Below are 15,684 nucleotides of genomic sequence, written 5' to 3' on the forward strand. Positions count from 1 at the left end.
TTGTGAGTGTTTTGTATGCGGATGACTATAAACCAACTTTTCAAAGGCGAACACCAGAAGAGTATTTAGAATATATTCGTCAGCAAAACCGCGGGAAGTTAAAGTTATATGTAGGAGCGGCTCCAGGAGTAGGAAAAAGTTATAAAATGCTCTTTGATGCCAGAGAGATGAAAAAGGAAGGTACGGATATTGTAATTGGTTTAATTGAAACGCACGGGAGAAAAGAGACGGAAGACGCAATTGCTGATTTAGAAAAAGTTCCTTTAAAAGAAATAGAGTATAAAGGGAAAGTATTTTATGAACTCGATGTGGAAGGAATTATAAAACGTGCACCGCAAGTCGTTGTTGTGGATGAACTTGCGCATAGCAATATTCCTGGATCTAAAAATAAGAAACGTTATATGGATGTACAGGAATTGCTAGATGCCGGTATATCCGTCTTATCAGCTTTTAATATTCAACATTTAGAAAGCGTTCATGACATTGTAGCTCAAATTACAAATGTAAAAGTAAGAGAACGTATTCCAGATTTTATTTTACAAAAAGCAAATGAAATTCAACTTGTTGATGCAACACCCGAGGTATTAAGGAAGAGATTAATAGACGGGAAGATATATAAAGAAGAAAAAATAGAGCAAAGCTTACAAAATTTCTTCACGCTTAATAATTTAGGGGCACTAAGAGAATTATCACTTCGGGAAGTTGCCGATGATATGGACGAGAAAATTAGTCAAACCGTTATAGAACCGATTGGCGTGAAAGAAAAAATTCTCGTTTGTGTACAATACAGTTCAACAGCAGAGAAGTTAATAAGACGGGGATGGCGCATGGCGGATCGGTTAAACGCTGAATTGTATGTCTTAAACGTAGAAAGGGAAAATATAGAGTCTCTTGCAGCAGGGAAAAAGCAAACGATTGAAGAGTGGAAGTCGCTAACGAATCAATTTGATGCGAGTTTTGTTTTAGAAGAGGCAAAAGGAAGAAAGCCAGCGGATGTTATTATTGAAGTCGCGAAAAGACTACAAGTAACGCAAATTTTACTCGGACAATCAGCAAGAACAAGGTGGGAAGAAATTCGAAAAGGTTCAATTGTAAATGAAATTATGAGAGAAACGAAGTATATTGATATTCATATCGTTGCAGATCAAAGAGTTTAGAATAGAGACCATCTATAGGTCTCTATTTTGCTTTTTGTACAGCCTGAAAACGTAGCATTTTCATTGCGCATAAAATGATAAATAGAAATGTAATTGCACCTAGGAAGAAAATCCAAAAGTAATTTTGATTAAATACAAGAAATCCACCTACAAGTGGCCCTGTGCTCATACCGAGATAGCGTATGAAGTTATACATACCGATGGCTGTTGCGCGTTCTTGTACGAATTCTTCCGTTAATAAAGTAGTGTGAGTTGGCATAGAAAGTCCCATACTAAAACCGTATAAAGATGTAACGATAATGATGAATGAGATATTGATGCTATATGTGAAAGAGAATAAAGTGACACATATAATATTGAAGAAACTAGTGATGAATAAAGCTTGCTTTGTTGTGAGGCATTTTTGCAAAAGCTTGTAGCAATAACTTCCTAACATAATAGAAAGGGACATCGGTACAAATATAAGACCAATTTTACTTGCAGTTAAGTGAAATGAATTTGTTAAAATGTTTGGTAAAAAAACGAGGAAGCAAAAGTAAATACAAAATTGAATGAAGCCAATAAGATTAATAGAAAATCCAGTTTTATTTTTTAAGATAAACCAGTAACTCTTTTTTGCTTGCGGTTGCTTAATTACAGTTGGTTTTGTTTCTGGAAGTAGTGAAATGTTTATAATTAATAAGAGAATGCCAAGTGTAGATAAAAATAAAAATACGTATAAATGGCCATTTATACTGCCGAGATAACCACCTATAAGAGGGCCAATTGCAGGTGCGAGAGCAAGTAACATTTGATACAGGCTCATCGCTTCTCCGCGTTCTTTTCCTTCAAATAAATCACCAATAATCGTTGCTGCAACTACAGGGATAGCTGCTATTCCTATAGCTTGAACAGCCCTGAAAAATAGAAAAAAATAAACGTTCGCCGAAAAAGCACATCCGATTGAACCAATTGTACTAATGATTAAACTAGGGATAAGGACATATTTTCTCCCTTTTGTATCAATTAAAGGTCCGTATATGAGCTGCATAATTGCAAGAACGAATGTGAATAGTGAAACTGTTAAATTTACTAGATAAAGAGAAGTGTGAAAAGAAGCTTGAATCATAGGCAAGATAGGTGTGTAAATATTTTGAGCGAAGGAACCGAGTAAGGCACTCATACAGACAACATATAAAATGAAATGTAGTTTGGATTTTTTCATCATGTTAACCTCCTTGTTATTTAGTTTCCTGGGAAACTAAATTTATTTTAACATGATTTTCTCACTTGTAAATATGAAAAAATGATTTTAAAATGGTATATAGTTAAATTGTTTCTTTGGAAACTTAGGGGGCGAACGGATTGGAACGTACAATGAAACAAATGGAAATACTTTCGGACATTCGTACACTTTTGCATAAAAAAGAAGAACATTCGAAAGGGCAAAATGAGAAGTTTCTTCGTGAGACAGGTATAAGTGGTATGTCTTTATCTGAATTACATGTGATCGAGTGTATCGGAAAAAATGCTCTGATGAATGTAACTGCTATTACGACAGAAATGGGAATGACAAAGGGTGCAATCTCTAAAATTTGTACAAAGTTGTTTCAAAAGCAATTCGTTGAGAAGATGCAAATGTTAGATAATCAAAAAGAAATTTTCTTTCGCTTAACGGAAAGCGGAAATGAAATATATAAAGCTCATGATAAATTGCATAAACAAGCTGAAGAAAAGTGGCTGCTACTGTTAGATGGATATACGGAAGAAGAGCAAAATTTTATTCAAAGGTTTATAAAGGATGTCTCCAAACATCTGGAAATATAATTGGAAGAAAAAACTCCTTTATTTCAAGCCTTTTGAATATAATTTCTAAAAAAACTCATATATAATAGAGAAAGATACTTAACATAGTGAATAATTAAAGAGTCAATATATAAAGAGGAGAGAATAACATGCTTGAAAATACGGGATTAGTATTAGAAGGCGGCGGTATGCGTGGTGTATATACGGGCGGGATATTAGAATATTTTATGGAACAAGATTTATATTTTCCATATGTAATTGGTGTATCAGCCGGTGCTTGTCATGCAGCGTCGTATCTTTCCAGACAAAGAAATAGAAATAAAACAGTAAATATTGATTATGCATCACACCCACAATATTTATCGTATAAAAATTTATGGAGAAAACGCCAATTGTTTGATATGGAGTTCATTTTTCATGAAATTCCAGAAAAACATGTCCCGTTTGACTTTGAAACATATTTTAATAGTCCAGAGCGTTTCCTTGTAGGTACAACAGATTGTGAAACAGGACAGTCTGTTTATTTTGAAAAAGAGGGAACGAATGATGATGCACTAAATTTATTACAAGCATCTAGTTCATTACCTTTCATTGCACCTGTAGTAAATTACCGTGGTAAGCAGTTATTAGATGGCGGGATTTCGGATCCGATTCCAGTTCGTAAAGCGCAAGAAGATGGATTTAAAAAATCAGTCGTTATTTTAACGAGAAATCAAGGTTATGCTAAGAAAAAATCAAAGTTTGGATGGGTGGCAGCGAAAGCTTATAAAAAATATCCGAAACTTGTTAATACGATGTTGAATCGTTATGAAGTATATAATGAAACACTTCACTACATTGAAAAAGAAGAGCAAGCTGGGAACTTATTTGTTATTCGTCCAGAAGTACAGCTTCAAGTAGATCGTATGGAAAAAGATACGGCAAAACTACAAAATCTATATGAGCAAGGCTATGAAGATGCAAAGAGACAGTTTGCAAATTTACAGTCGTTTTTACAAAAATAAGTATTAGGCTGTGGAGAAGAGTTTCTCCGCAGCCTTTTTATATTGCTTTTAAAAAGATGTATAAATGTTTAAGTGTTTAAAGAGTTTGTAAAACATCTGGTTTTCTTATTGAGGAGCATTCGATTGAACGATACTATGACGATGTAGCACCACTAAATTATTCATTTAAGAGGTGATTGTTAATGAAGGGAAAAGTTTTTACAATTACAACTTTCGTGTTATTAGCAACAGTGATCTCAACCAGTGCCTTCTACTCAACTTTAAGCGTTAATAAAAGTGATAATCTATTATCTTATAGAGCCCAAACTACTACGAATCAAAATGCATCCCGCTGTTCAGTAGCGATTTCTTTTATTAATTCAAATGGGAGTTATACATATATTGAAAGTGCCTCGGATAAATTAGGATCCCATGAATTTGGGAGAGCTAATGATAGCGGCATTTTTAGGGATTACAGCGATAGTGAACGGTCTTTTACTTCTTGCATTGAAAGTAGCTCGTTTGATTGTTGCAAAAGGAAAGTAGCGCATCGAATTTCGATGCGCTACTTTTTTATGTATAAAAAAATCCCTCTTTATGAGGGATTTTAATGTGGTAAGAAAATTAATTGATAAGCGAACAAGATTCCGAATACATACACAAGTGGGTGAACAGAACGGAATTTACCTTTTGCCACTTTCATAAGTGGGTATGAAATAAATCCAAGTGCGATACCTGTTGCGATACTTGATGTAAGTGGCATGCTTAAGATTACTAAGAATGCTGGGAATGCTTCATCAAATGCGTCCCAATCGATGTGGCGAACTGATCCCATCATAAGACTACCAACGATAATTAATGATGGTGCAGTAATAGCTGATACGCCAGAAACAGCACTTACTAATGGTCCGAAGAATGCTGCTAGTGCGAATAGAACAGCTACTGTAACAGTCGTTAAACCAGTACGACCACCAGCTGCAACACCAGCAGATGATTCAATGTAAGCTGTTGATGGTGTTGTTCCGAACATAGAACCGATTGTTGCTGAGAATGAGTCAGATAGAAGAGCTCGTCCAGCTTTTGGAAGCTTTCCGTCTTTCATAAATCCACCTTGTTGAGCTACGCCAAGTAATGTACCTGTTGTATCGAATAATGTAACAAGGAAGAATGAAAATACAACGCCGTACAATCCGTAGTTAATTACATCAGATACAGCAGTAATTGGATTTGAAACGATAATTCCTTCTGGTAATCCAGGCATTGATGTAACACCGTTTGAGAATGTTAATTGTCCTGTGAAGAAAGCGATAATACCAGTTAATAGCATTCCGATAAATAGTGCACCATTTACATTTAAAGACATAAGGACAATTGTAATTCCAAGTCCAGCTAATGCTAGTAGAACTGGAGCAGAGTGAAGATCACCAAGTCCAACTAAGTTTGCTTCATTTTTTGTAACGATACCTGTTAAACGTAAACCGATAAAGGCAATGAAAAGGCCGATACCAGCAGTAATTGCATGTTTTAAGTTTTCAGGAATTGCTTCCATTAATTTTGTACGGAAAGAAGTGAATGATAACAAAATTAAGATCATACCTGCTACGAATACAGCAGAGAATGCAATTGCGAAAGTCATGCCTTCATGAGCTTTTACAACAGAATAAGAGAAGTAAGCATTTAATCCCATACCTGGTGCAATTGCGATTGGTAAGTTTGTAAAGATCGCCATAAATAATGTTCCGACAACAGCAGCGATAATTGTTGCTGTAAATGCTTGTTCAAATGGAACACCTGCATCCCCAAGGATAACAGGGTTTACCACAATGATATATGCCATTGTTAAGAAGGTAATAATACCTGCCATAATTTCAGTTTTAATAGAAGTTTTATGTTTTGAAAGGTTAAACATATAAACATCCTTTCTGTTTACGAATAATTTTCACAACAGTTATATATAATATTCGTTTTTTAACTATTTTGCAATAGTTTTACTTAAAAAGTTTACAACAATTCATATTTTGTGTCTTAAATTCGAATATTAATCGTAACATGATGTGTGAATTTCAGTTTTTATTGTGCGCATTATAAGGAAAAGGAGTTGAAAGAAGCTATGCCACAGCAAAAAAACTTTGTAACAATGCCTGCGCAACATCAAAATAAACAGCCTGGTCTTGAATCGTTAATGAATCCACTTCCGCAGTTTGAAGATCCAAATTATAAAGGAAGTGAAAAGTTAAAAGGAAAGAATGTATTAATTACAGGTGGAGATAGCGGAATTGGACGAGCTGTTTCCATTGCTTTTGCAAAAGAAGGTGCAAATATTGCGATTGCGTATTTAGATGAGGAGGGAGATGCAAATGAGACGAAACAATATGTTGAGAAAGAAGGTGTAAAGTGTGTATTGTTGCCAGGTGATTTAAGTAATGAACAGCATTGTAAAGATATTGTACAAGAGACTGTCCGGCAGCTAGGTAGTTTACATGTTTTAGTAAATAATGTCGCGCAGCAATATCCGCAGCAAGGACTAGAATATATTACAGCAGAACAGCTAGAAAAGACTTTTCGTATTAACATTTTTTCTTATTTTCACGTTACGAAAGCAGCACTTTCTCATTTAAAGCAAGGGGATGTCATTATAAATACGGCGTCTATCGTTGCGTATGAAGGAAATGAAACTTTAATTGATTATTCCGCAACGAAAGGAGCAATCGTAGCTTTTACAAGATCACTTTCTCAATCGTTAGTGCAAAAAGGGATTCGTGTAAATGGTGTTGCGCCAGGACCAATTTGGACACCACTTATCCCATCGAGCTTTGATGAGAAGAAAGTCTCTCAGTTCGGGAGCAATGTTCCGATGCAAAGACCTGGTCAACCATATGAACTAGCGCCAGCATACGTATACTTAGCGTCTGGGGATTCATCCTATGTTACCGGGCAAATGATACATGTAAATGGGGGCGTTATTGTAAATGGATAGTTTTCATTTATAAGAGCAAAGTAAAGTTAATTCCACTTATTATAGTGAGCGCTAGGGGGGATTATAGATGAAAAAGTTATGTTTCGTCATACTATTATTTTTCATCCTACCGGTTAGTGCTTTTGCTGATACAGATCATTTAATATTAGTGAATCTTACGACAAACCAGTTGTCTTTTTTTGAAAATGGAAATTATACAAAAACATTCCCCGTAACAACTGGAAGAGATCGTACGCCTACGCCTGAAGGTAATTTTTGTATTATAACTAAATATAAAAATAAAGAATACCATCGGAAAAAAATAGCTGGGGGTGCACCGAATAACCCTCTTGGTACGAGATGGCTTGGGCTAGATAAGAATGAATATGCGATTCATGGGACAAATCGGGAATGGACGATTGGAAGTAGGGAATCAAATGGCTGTATTCGCATGCATGACAGGGATATACAGTGGTTATATGACCGAGTCCAATTACAGACAAAAGTAATCATTTCTCGTTTTCATACGAGTCCCGAATATGAAGCGAATAAGCTTGGTTACCGCGTTGTGAGTTGGAGTGGTCGTAAAATAGAAGAAGAACAAATTGGTATACTTACGTTAGTAGACCGTGCCGATATATATTGGCAAGAACCAAATGGGCAGTTAACGAAAGTGAAAACAGTATTGCCGAACGAAAGATATGCAGTGTACTCAAAACGAAAAGATGGAGTATATTATATAGGAAACAATTTGTATATTGTGGATGAAACAGGAGAAAAAATTCGTTATGAGCAAATTCCTACTTCGACTTTAAGTAATATATATAAACGGAAATATAATATTCCGTAATGGCTACCGTATTATAGACGGTAGCTTATTTCTACTTCGAGTTTAACTGCAACTATTGTATTTTACTGAATATAATACAGTACAGATAGGGGGGCGGTTACATTATGAAAAGTGAATTTGCTTTTAAAATTTTCTTAGTAACGACCTGTTTATTTATCGTGTATTTGTATGCGTTTCTCGTTTTTTCTTTTTATGTTCCATATGTTGATTTAATATTGTTCTTCGGATTTATTTGGGCATTTGTGAAAGCAAGAGAAGGAGAGAAGAGTATATATCGGCGCATTACCTTATGTGGGACAGTTGTTCTCGTTATTTTGTACTTTTTTATCATGCATGATTTTTGGAGAGGAATGTAAAAAAGCATACGAGTAATCGTATGCTTTTTTTGTTTAATATTTTGGCTTAAAAGTATGACAACAAGTTTCTACACTCGTTGCCACAGAACTTTCTAGCGTCTCGTTTGTTAAAACTGCGCCTGTATATGAATCATTTGTATTCGAACTAGATTCTTGTGCATCTGGTTGAACAATGATTGCACTTGCTTGACAAAAGTTACCTTGTCCCCAAAATGAGCAATTGGAAACAGAACATTTCACTTCTGGCATAAAACCCCCTCCTTATACATTAGTTTGGGATTTTACGCCCATTTCATGTGTAGAAGGAGTTTCCTTTTCTCGTTATTTTTTCGTTTGCTCAAGCCATTCTTTTAATTTGTCTTCCGGTTGTTCACCACTAATACGGCTTACTTCTTTGCCATCTTTAAAGTGAATGATTGTTGGAGTTCCTTTAATTTTATATTCATCCCAAGGAACATCTAGTTTTTCAATATCCATAACTTTCATATCAACGTTCAAGTCTTTAGCCATTGGTACTACGACAGGAGATAGCTTTTGACAATGAACGCAAGATGTTTGATAAAAGTATACTGTTTCTTCTTTGTTCTCTTTTAAATTCTTTTGAAGATCTGAAAGAGAGATTTTGTTTGTATAGTAGTCAGGGCCATTTGTCTTACTATCAGTAGCATTATCAATTTTTTGGCTAGTAGCGTTTTTTTCTTCCATTTGTGTGACAGCGAAAATTGCTGCAAACAAGGCGATAATAATACCACCAAATATAAGCATTTTTTTCATTTTTTCATCTCCTTATTTGTTTTTTATTACAATAAAACTACAAACAGCGATTGTAATAAAGCCGATAAGTGCTAAAAACGGGATTGTAATAAAACCAAACCAGTTTATGAATTCTCCGGTGCAAGGTACACGTCCGCAAGCTGCTCCAGCAGCTGAAAATGCTGCGACTTTTTGAATTGCGTAGTGATATAAAGAAATACAAGCACCAATACTTGCAATTGGTAAAGAATAACTTGCGATGCGATAATCTTTCTTTGCTACAGCTATACCAAGCCATAAAACGAATGGATACATAAAAATACGTTGATACCAACAAAGTACACAAGGCTCAAATTTCATGATTTCAGAAAAATAAAGACTTCCTAGTGTAGCGATAAAAGAAGCTCCCCACGCGGTAAGTAAAGCATATTCTTGCTTTTTTTCTCGTCCCATATTTTATACCTCTCTTATAATAGTTACATACTAAATTATAGTATGAAGTGGCACAGAAAAGAAAGAAAAAATATGTTTATCAATAAAAGTTTTATAAGGAAAAACTTTTATTGATATCGATATTTAAAAAAGCGCCATTCTCCTGAAGAGAATAGCGCTATATTTTACATTTGAATTTGCTCTACTTCTTCTATATGTGACTTTTGGGATGCATGGTCAATATATTGAAATAGGAGCTGCAATTGTTTATCAACTTCTGGCATTTCTTTACTGTATTGATAAGCGTGTAAAAAATGTTCAATACGCTTAGAAAATAGTTGATCGTTCGTTTGAACCATAAGAACGAGTAATTTATCCCAATTACAGCTATACGTGTAATAGAGAGCTTTGTCATAGTCGTTATATGTTTGCACTGTGTACCCTCCTTACTGAGGAGTTATATATAGTGTGTGACAAGTAAGGAGAAATACACTTGAAAGAATTTGTTAAGAAAAAAAGTGAATGAAAAGAAAAAACGAGGTGTATCCTCGTTTTTAAGCTTTTGGCATTGGCGTAGGTGTTGGTTTTCCGTATCCTTCTTTATACTTATTGTCAATATAGTTGCGAATTTCCAGCGTTGATTTTCCTTTTTGTTTCATGGAAGCAGATTCAACTGCGATTTCTAGGCAATTGACACAAGTCGTTGCGTGGGAATCCCAAACAACTTCACCATTCTTTTTAATTTCACGAATAAAGCAGTTTTTATTATTTTTATGTCCTACACTCTCACCACAACCGCAGTAACATGGAATCCAATCTAATAGCTCTGCATTTTGCCCAGCGACAGTGTAGATATCTTTCATTTGTGGATCAAGCTTGTCTAGGAAGGTAGGAAGTGTGTCGACTCCTTTTGTTTTTTCTTGAATGTCAGCTTGCTGAGTATGCGATGCGTGGTCATGCTCTTCTTTTGATTCAGATGATTTCTTTTCATTTGTACTAGTGCTTCCGCAACCAGCAAGAATTAAACTCAGTACTGCAAGTAAAGAAAATACATATTTCTTCATACGCTTGTCCCCTTTACAAATGTATTAATCAAATTGTATCAGACTAAAACACCTAGGGAGAAGCTTTTTTTGAACGATTTTTGAAGTGCCATCGTAGTGAATGAAATAGAAATAAAATTGGGATATAGGCGTATACAATATATAAGCCAGCTTGAGATAGTACTGTATTTAATGTGTTGATACTTTCACGGTTTGTAAAAAATAAGGACGAAATAAAGATAGCTGCGATAAAAAATGGCAGTGTGATTTTAAAAGGTATGTGAAAAGATTTTTTACTAATGCAACAAGAAGACCAAATGGTTAAACAAAGATTAGGTAAAATAATAAGATACCATATGAAAATAATGATGTACTCAAACCTTTGAATAAAAGGCACCTTAATAATTTTTAGCATCGTTAAGGTTGGCCAAATTGTATGATGTAGTTGCCCTTGGCTATAGTACATAAGGGAAACGATGGCTAATATTACGTAGAGGAGCGTCGTAAAAGCAATACCACCATGTGCCCATTTATTTAACGATTTTCCTTTTTTAATAAATGGATAAAAAACAAGGATTGCTTCAAATCCGAGAAATTCTAATGCAGATGCTTTCGCTGCAGTTAAAATGTCTAAAGGTGAATGAGTTAGAATTGGAAAGATGTTACGAACATGCGCATATTTCATTGGGAAAACTAAGAAGAACAGGACGAAAATCGGTATTATGACGCCCCAAAAACATATTCCTGTTACAGAACGAAAGCCGCCTCTAATTATGTAATAAGCTACAAGTAAAAATAGTAAAGTTAATTTCCACGGTTTAATTGTAGGAAAGACCCAAACTTGAATAACTTCAATATATGTACGAAGAACAGTAAGGCAAAATAATAGAAGATATGCCGCAAAGCATACGGAAAAAAATGTTCCAATCCACTTTCCGAAACATGTCGTATGGATATTCATTAAATCATTATCTTTTTCTAACATTTTCAGCATACAAAATAATACGATATGAGTTGCAATACCAGCGATAATAAGAGAAATCCAAGAGTCATAACCGGCAAATTGCGCAATAATCCTTTGGTATCCTAACACCCCTACTCCAATTTGAAGAGAGTGTAATAGAAGGAATGTGAAATACGGGGAAACTGTATGTGTTTTATCTTGTCCAGTCATGATAGCACCTCACTATTCTCCGATACCAGATTGTATGACATTAATCTTTACATTGACAGCAACGTCTACGTTAGGATACATATCTTGAATTTGTTTCATGCTCCATTTTCTTGAATGACTACGAATTTCTTCACGTATACCGATTGGATCGATTTTTTTTTCTTGGAATGTTTGTATTAATTCGTTTAAATCCTTCTCAAGTGTTTTTTCTACATGTCTTTTTACGTAAGTTACATTTTCACTCTTTGATAAATCAAGCCAACTAGGAGCATTTTTTATGAGTCCATTTAATTTTAAGTGTATGTTAACTTTCGGAATATCACCGTTTGGTGAAAGAGAACATACACTTTTTCCAGATAAGTTTTGAGTAGCAATCAATCCTTTATGTTTACCTTGACGTATCGGAACTTCGTAACGCCCATTTTTCGTTGGATTAATGAGTAATTTAAATAAAAAAGACCTTTTCTTATCTGTATACATAGCCACTTTATCCTTTTTTAAAAAAGCTAGTCCTTTAATGGAAGCAGATTTGTCTTCTGATACTTGAATGTAAGGAAGAAATGGATCGCATCCAGATGAATAGAAGTTATATAAAAAAATATTTAAAGCTGTCCGCGGGATTGTCTCGTTTTTTATATTTTGCTCCAGTAAATCAGATAGATAAAGTGATCCATTTGTTCTGACATGTTTAAGTAATTCTTCTGCTGAACCATCTACAAGCGCTAGTTGTACATCTCGTCCAATGTTAGGATCACGTTGTAAATTGTTAATAACATCTCCAAGTCCATGTTCACCAAATGCTTTTCCAAATAGGACAACACGCATTTGACCTACGGCAATCGTATGTGGCGATTTGGCGTTTAGAAGGGAAGATATAGTTTCAATTGTACCTGCATGGGTTGATTGAGTTTCTGGTTTAGATTGTACGCCTTTTGTGTAATCGGGATATAAAATTGTCCCGCGAAATTTTTTATCTTTTATTATATCGAATCCACCTACGTGAATCATTCGCTGTGTATCAACTATATTTGCTTCTGTACAACCAGATTGAAAAATTAAAATGATAATGAAAAAGCAGAATAAAATATTTTTCATTTTTCCTCACCGTCGTGTTTTTCTTTCGCTTTGTTTGGATCATAGCGCCATTTCTTTTTTGGTCTTAGAAAAGAAGCACGTCCTGCAGTTTGACTAAATGGAAGGCGAAGGAGTCCTTCAGCTGTACCTAACCCGCGAAATGGGTATAAAGGTAATAAATAAGGTGATCCAAGTGATTTTAAGCGAATTAAATGAGCCAATATGAATACAAATCCGACGATAAGCCCTACACCTCCAAATGCTCCAGCTAAAATGATGAGAGGGAAGCGTAATATCCGGATAGTAGAAGACATTTTTACTGTTGGTGTTGTAAAAGAAGCTAGTGCAGACAACGCAACAGCAATTAATAAGATGGTGCTCGTTAAAGCAGCCTCAACAGATGCTTGCCCAATTACAATGCCGCCAACAATACCAATCGTTTGGCCGACTTTAGTCGGTAAACGCGCCCCAGCTTCGCGCAGTAATTCGATTGTAATTTCTAAAAAAAGTGCCTCCAAAACAGGTGGAAATGGTACGTTGGCTCTAGAATAAATAATAGGGCCGAGTAAATCTGCTGGAATCATTTGATAGTGATACGTTAATACAGCTGTATAAATAGCTGATGAAAATAGAGAGAATGCTGCTCCAAAAAAACGAACTAATCTAAGAAATGACCCTGCTATCCATGGTAAATAATAGTCTTCTGGAGAGACGAAGAAATCGAGTAGTGTTGCGGGTCCAGCTAATGCATATGGTGAACCGTCTGTTAAAATGACGACTCCTCCATTCAGTAATGCATAAACGGATCGATCTAAACGCTCTGTAGGTAGTAAAACAGGGAATGGGGAGTTACTATTATCACTAATAAACTGTTCAATCATAGTTGCATCAAAAGGGTAATCAAAATCAATATCTTGTAGGCGTTGCATTGCGGTGTTCACATGCTGTTCATTTGTAATATCCGCCATATAAGCGACTACAATCTTTGTTTTCGAAATAGAGCCAACGGAAAGCTCCTTGAAAACTAATTGCTCTGTTACAATGCTTCGGCGAAGTAAATGTATATTCGTATCAATATTCTCAACGAATCCAATTTTGGGACCGATGACACTATATTCATTTTCTGTGTCGTTATATAATCGTGTACCTAAAGCTAAACTTTCAGCACGAATCAGTGCATATTCGGCTGTTTGGGAATCAACTTTTAGCTGCAAGAGTACATGGCCACCTAATAGTTTTTCACGTATATCATCAATAGAAGGATTGATGATAATCTCCTCAAGTGTGACGATATTTGCTATGTCATTTATATTTTGAATGCGATCTAATTCTTTTTTGATAGGTGTTAAAATGAATCGATTGATAATAAGTGATTCTACTGTGGATTTATAATAAAACAAACATAATGCCCCATCCTCTATGACATTATAAGAGGAAAAATCGCTGGATTCTTTCATAGTGTGGATGAATTCTGGAACAGAGCAAACGGATTGTTTCTTCTTTTTAGATGATAAACGAAACATTTTCTCACCCCTGACATACATCATTTACTTGTGTTAGTTTTTGGGAAAGACGGGAATTTATACTTGAAAATTGAAAGTTCATAAAGAAAAGGAAGAGTATTAAATATCTCTTCCTTTTTGGCATGTTAATTTGTGTTCTTTTCTTTAATAGACTTCACTAATTTAATCATTTCTGCTCGTATATCTTCTTTTTTCACGTTTAGTTTTTCTGCAATTTGCTTAATGTCCATTCCATCTCTTTTCATTTTTAGTACATCATCGAGAGGGGTATTACTTTTTTGAGAGATGATTGTTAATACTGTGAGTTGACGTAATCCGATATTATATTCTTTCATTTTTTGTTTGAGTCCGTCTGGTGTAGCTTTTTGCATATTTGCTAATTCTTGCAGCAGTGCTTTTTTCGTCTCTTTATTCATATGATGCTTTTTCAACTTACTTGGATCTACACCGAAATGCTGGGCTGTTTTCTCCCAAGATTTATTTTGTTTATAGTAAGCTAAAACGTCTTTTATTTCTTTTTTACTCATTTTTGCAATATGAGCAGCTTTCCAAATTTCATGTTTGTTATAGCCGAGCTTTTCGAGCGACTGCATTTCTTCTTCTGAAATAGGCTTATGATGATGGTGCAATGTTACTTCTTTTGGCGTGGTAGCGGAAGCAGAAGTAGGGAAGGTAGATATCCCACATAATAATGCTGCCATAGTCATACTTACTATGATTTTTTTGTACATATAAATTCCTCCTAGATGGATAATGTGGAAAACTGTACACATATCATTTCCATAAAATGTGAAATACTTGTGAACAAATGAAGTTTTTTTATTCACAGTATAAAATGACGTTTTTGGAAGTTTTCCAACATAAAACATTGATTAATAGTAAAAAACTAAGGTATAATCGAAATTGAAAATCAATATCAATAACAAATGTATACATATAGATGAAAATAAGGGAGAGAAAAATATGACTACATATACTTCCATCGCAAATGTGATTAAAGAAAGACGCTCTGTACGTACATTCACAGATAAAGCTGTAGATAAAGAGTTATTAATTGAACTATTAAACGACGCAACGTGGGCACCGAATCATAAACACCGTGAACCATGGAATTGTAAATTATACATTGGAGAAGGTCGCAAAAAATTAGTAGATGCAGTATTAAACTCTTTCACAGAAGAAGAAAGATCGAAACGCGGCAAAATTTTATCAGATCGTTTCTTAAGCACGCCTGCACAAATTGTTGTTTATATTAATGAAGATCCACGTCAAATTCAACGCGACGAAGATTACGCTGCAACATGTGCATTTATGCAAAACTTCCAACTGCTTGCTTGGGAACGCGGATTAGGTTGTGTTTGGAAATCAGGCGGATTAAACTACAATCCATTATTTATAGAAGGACTTGGTTTAACAAGAGGTCAACGCATCGTTGGAATTCTTCACCTTGGCTATTTCGATAAAGCACCAGAAGGAAAAGCTCGTACACCGATTACGGAGAAGATGGAGATTATTGAAGGTTAATAGATGAGACATTCTCGTTTTTATGAGGATGTCTTTTTATTATGCAATCAATCCTCATGAAAGCTTGTTTCCAA

The 15,684-nt window shown here is 35.0% G+C and carries 19 protein-coding genes; 8 read left to right on the plus strand and 11 right to left on the minus strand.

Annotated features, from left to right (window positions below):
• Window positions 1-2: 2 nt before the first annotated feature.
• Complete coding sequence (gene kdpDN / locus AC3WTA_RS24155; RefSeq protein ID WP_002096843.1) at window positions 3-1,157, plus strand: KdpD-like non-kinase potassium sensor; 1,155 nt, start codon at window positions 3-5, stop codon at window positions 1,155-1,157.
• Between the two features lie 22 nt (window positions 1,158-1,179).
• On the opposite strand, the gene AC3WTA_RS24160 is transcribed toward kdpDN, so the two are convergent.
• The gene (locus AC3WTA_RS24160) at window positions 1,180-2,361 is read right to left on the minus strand and encodes an MFS transporter (RefSeq protein ID WP_000748684.1); all 1,182 of its coding nucleotides are present in this window, start codon (window positions 2,359-2,361) and stop codon (window positions 1,180-1,182) included.
• Window positions 2,362-2,513: 152 nt separating this feature from the next.
• Between AC3WTA_RS24160 and AC3WTA_RS24165 the strand changes: the two genes are divergently transcribed.
• The 3 genes from AC3WTA_RS24165 (at window position 2,514) to AC3WTA_RS24175 (ending at window position 4,536) form a co-directional block, all read left to right on the plus strand.
• Window positions 2,514-2,963 (plus strand): MarR family transcriptional regulator, encoded by a 450-nt coding sequence (locus AC3WTA_RS24165; RefSeq protein WP_371400099.1) that lies wholly within the window; start codon window positions 2,514-2,516, stop codon window positions 2,961-2,963.
• Between the two features lie 128 nt (window positions 2,964-3,091).
• A complete protein-coding gene (locus AC3WTA_RS24170; RefSeq protein WP_000892705.1) occupies window positions 3,092-3,946 on the plus strand; it encodes a patatin-like phospholipase family protein in 855 nt (284 codons plus the stop codon).
• 182 nt (window positions 3,947-4,128) lie between these two features.
• Window positions 4,129-4,536, plus strand: a complete 408-nt coding sequence (locus AC3WTA_RS24175) for a hypothetical protein (RefSeq protein WP_002096840.1) — start codon at window positions 4,129-4,131, stop codon at window positions 4,534-4,536.
• Here the strand turns inward: AC3WTA_RS24175 and AC3WTA_RS24180 are convergent.
• Entirely contained in the window at window positions 4,533-5,834 is a 1,302-nt protein-coding gene (locus AC3WTA_RS24180) for an NCS2 family permease (protein WP_000482729.1), read from the minus strand. The genes AC3WTA_RS24175 and AC3WTA_RS24180 overlap by 4 nt on opposite strands.
• 201 nt (window positions 5,835-6,035) lie before the next feature.
• Between AC3WTA_RS24180 and AC3WTA_RS24185 the strand changes: the two genes are divergently transcribed.
• From AC3WTA_RS24185 to AC3WTA_RS24195, 3 genes are all read left to right on the plus strand, one after another.
• Window positions 6,036-6,902, plus strand: a complete 867-nt coding sequence (locus tag AC3WTA_RS24185) for an SDR family oxidoreductase (RefSeq protein ID WP_001136293.1) — start codon at window positions 6,036-6,038, stop codon at window positions 6,900-6,902.
• Window positions 6,903-6,969: 67 nt separating this feature from the next.
• Window positions 6,970-7,731 (plus strand): L,D-transpeptidase, encoded by a 762-nt coding sequence (locus AC3WTA_RS24190; protein ID WP_000732018.1) that lies wholly within the window; start codon window positions 6,970-6,972, stop codon window positions 7,729-7,731.
• A gap of 104 nt (window positions 7,732-7,835) precedes the next feature.
• Window positions 7,836-8,087, plus strand: a complete 252-nt coding sequence (locus AC3WTA_RS24195) for a hypothetical protein (RefSeq protein WP_000834190.1) — start codon at window positions 7,836-7,838, stop codon at window positions 8,085-8,087.
• A gap of 33 nt (window positions 8,088-8,120) precedes the next feature.
• Here AC3WTA_RS24195 and AC3WTA_RS24200 read toward each other — a convergent pair whose 3' ends face one another.
• The 9 genes from AC3WTA_RS24200 to AC3WTA_RS24240 form a co-directional block, all read right to left on the minus strand.
• Window positions 8,121-8,336 (minus strand): DUF1540 domain-containing protein, encoded by a 216-nt coding sequence (locus AC3WTA_RS24200; protein ID WP_001115397.1) that lies wholly within the window; start codon window positions 8,334-8,336, stop codon window positions 8,121-8,123.
• Between the two features lie 72 nt (window positions 8,337-8,408).
• The gene (locus tag AC3WTA_RS24205) at window positions 8,409-8,861 is read right to left on the minus strand and encodes a thioredoxin family protein (protein WP_000738443.1); all 453 of its coding nucleotides are present in this window, start codon (window positions 8,859-8,861) and stop codon (window positions 8,409-8,411) included.
• 12 nt (window positions 8,862-8,873) lie between these two features.
• Window positions 8,874-9,293, minus strand: coding sequence for a disulfide formation protein C (locus tag AC3WTA_RS24210; protein ID WP_000532262.1), 420 nt, complete (start codon window positions 9,291-9,293; stop codon window positions 8,874-8,876).
• A 164-nt stretch (window positions 9,294-9,457) separates the two neighbouring features.
• Complete coding sequence (locus tag AC3WTA_RS24215) at window positions 9,458-9,706, minus strand: YhdB family protein (RefSeq protein WP_001195461.1); 249 nt, start codon at window positions 9,704-9,706, stop codon at window positions 9,458-9,460.
• A gap of 120 nt (window positions 9,707-9,826) precedes the next feature.
• Entirely contained in the window at window positions 9,827-10,336 is a 510-nt protein-coding gene (locus AC3WTA_RS24220) for a PCYCGC domain-containing protein (protein ID WP_000761039.1), read from the minus strand.
• A gap of 52 nt (window positions 10,337-10,388) precedes the next feature.
• A complete protein-coding gene (locus tag AC3WTA_RS24225; RefSeq protein WP_000147538.1) occupies window positions 10,389-11,489 on the minus strand; it encodes a GerAB/ArcD/ProY family transporter in 1,101 nt (366 codons plus the stop codon).
• Window positions 11,490-11,501: 12 nt separating this feature from the next.
• Window positions 11,502-12,584 carry a spore germination protein GerYC gene (gene gerYC / locus AC3WTA_RS24230; RefSeq protein WP_000789764.1) on the minus strand — a complete coding sequence of 361 codons (1,083 nt, stop codon included), beginning with the start codon at window positions 12,582-12,584 and terminating at the stop codon, window positions 11,502-11,504.
• On the minus strand, window positions 12,581-14,086 hold the full coding sequence (locus AC3WTA_RS24235; RefSeq protein ID WP_000489319.1) for a spore germination protein: 1,506 nt from the start codon (window positions 14,084-14,086) through the stop codon (window positions 12,581-12,583). Before AC3WTA_RS24235 ends, gerYC begins: the two co-directional genes overlap by 4 nt.
• 125 nt (window positions 14,087-14,211) lie before the next feature.
• Entirely contained in the window at window positions 14,212-14,817 is a 606-nt protein-coding gene (locus AC3WTA_RS24240) for a hypothetical protein (RefSeq protein ID WP_000277000.1), read from the minus strand.
• 232 nt (window positions 14,818-15,049) lie between these two features.
• Between AC3WTA_RS24240 and AC3WTA_RS24245 the strand changes: the two genes are divergently transcribed.
• Window positions 15,050-15,610, plus strand: a complete 561-nt coding sequence (locus AC3WTA_RS24245) for a nitroreductase family protein (protein ID WP_097860157.1) — start codon at window positions 15,050-15,052, stop codon at window positions 15,608-15,610.
• Window positions 15,611-15,684 lie beyond the last annotated feature (74 nt).

Source organism: Bacillus sp. EB106-07-01-XG149 (assembly GCF_058791555.1).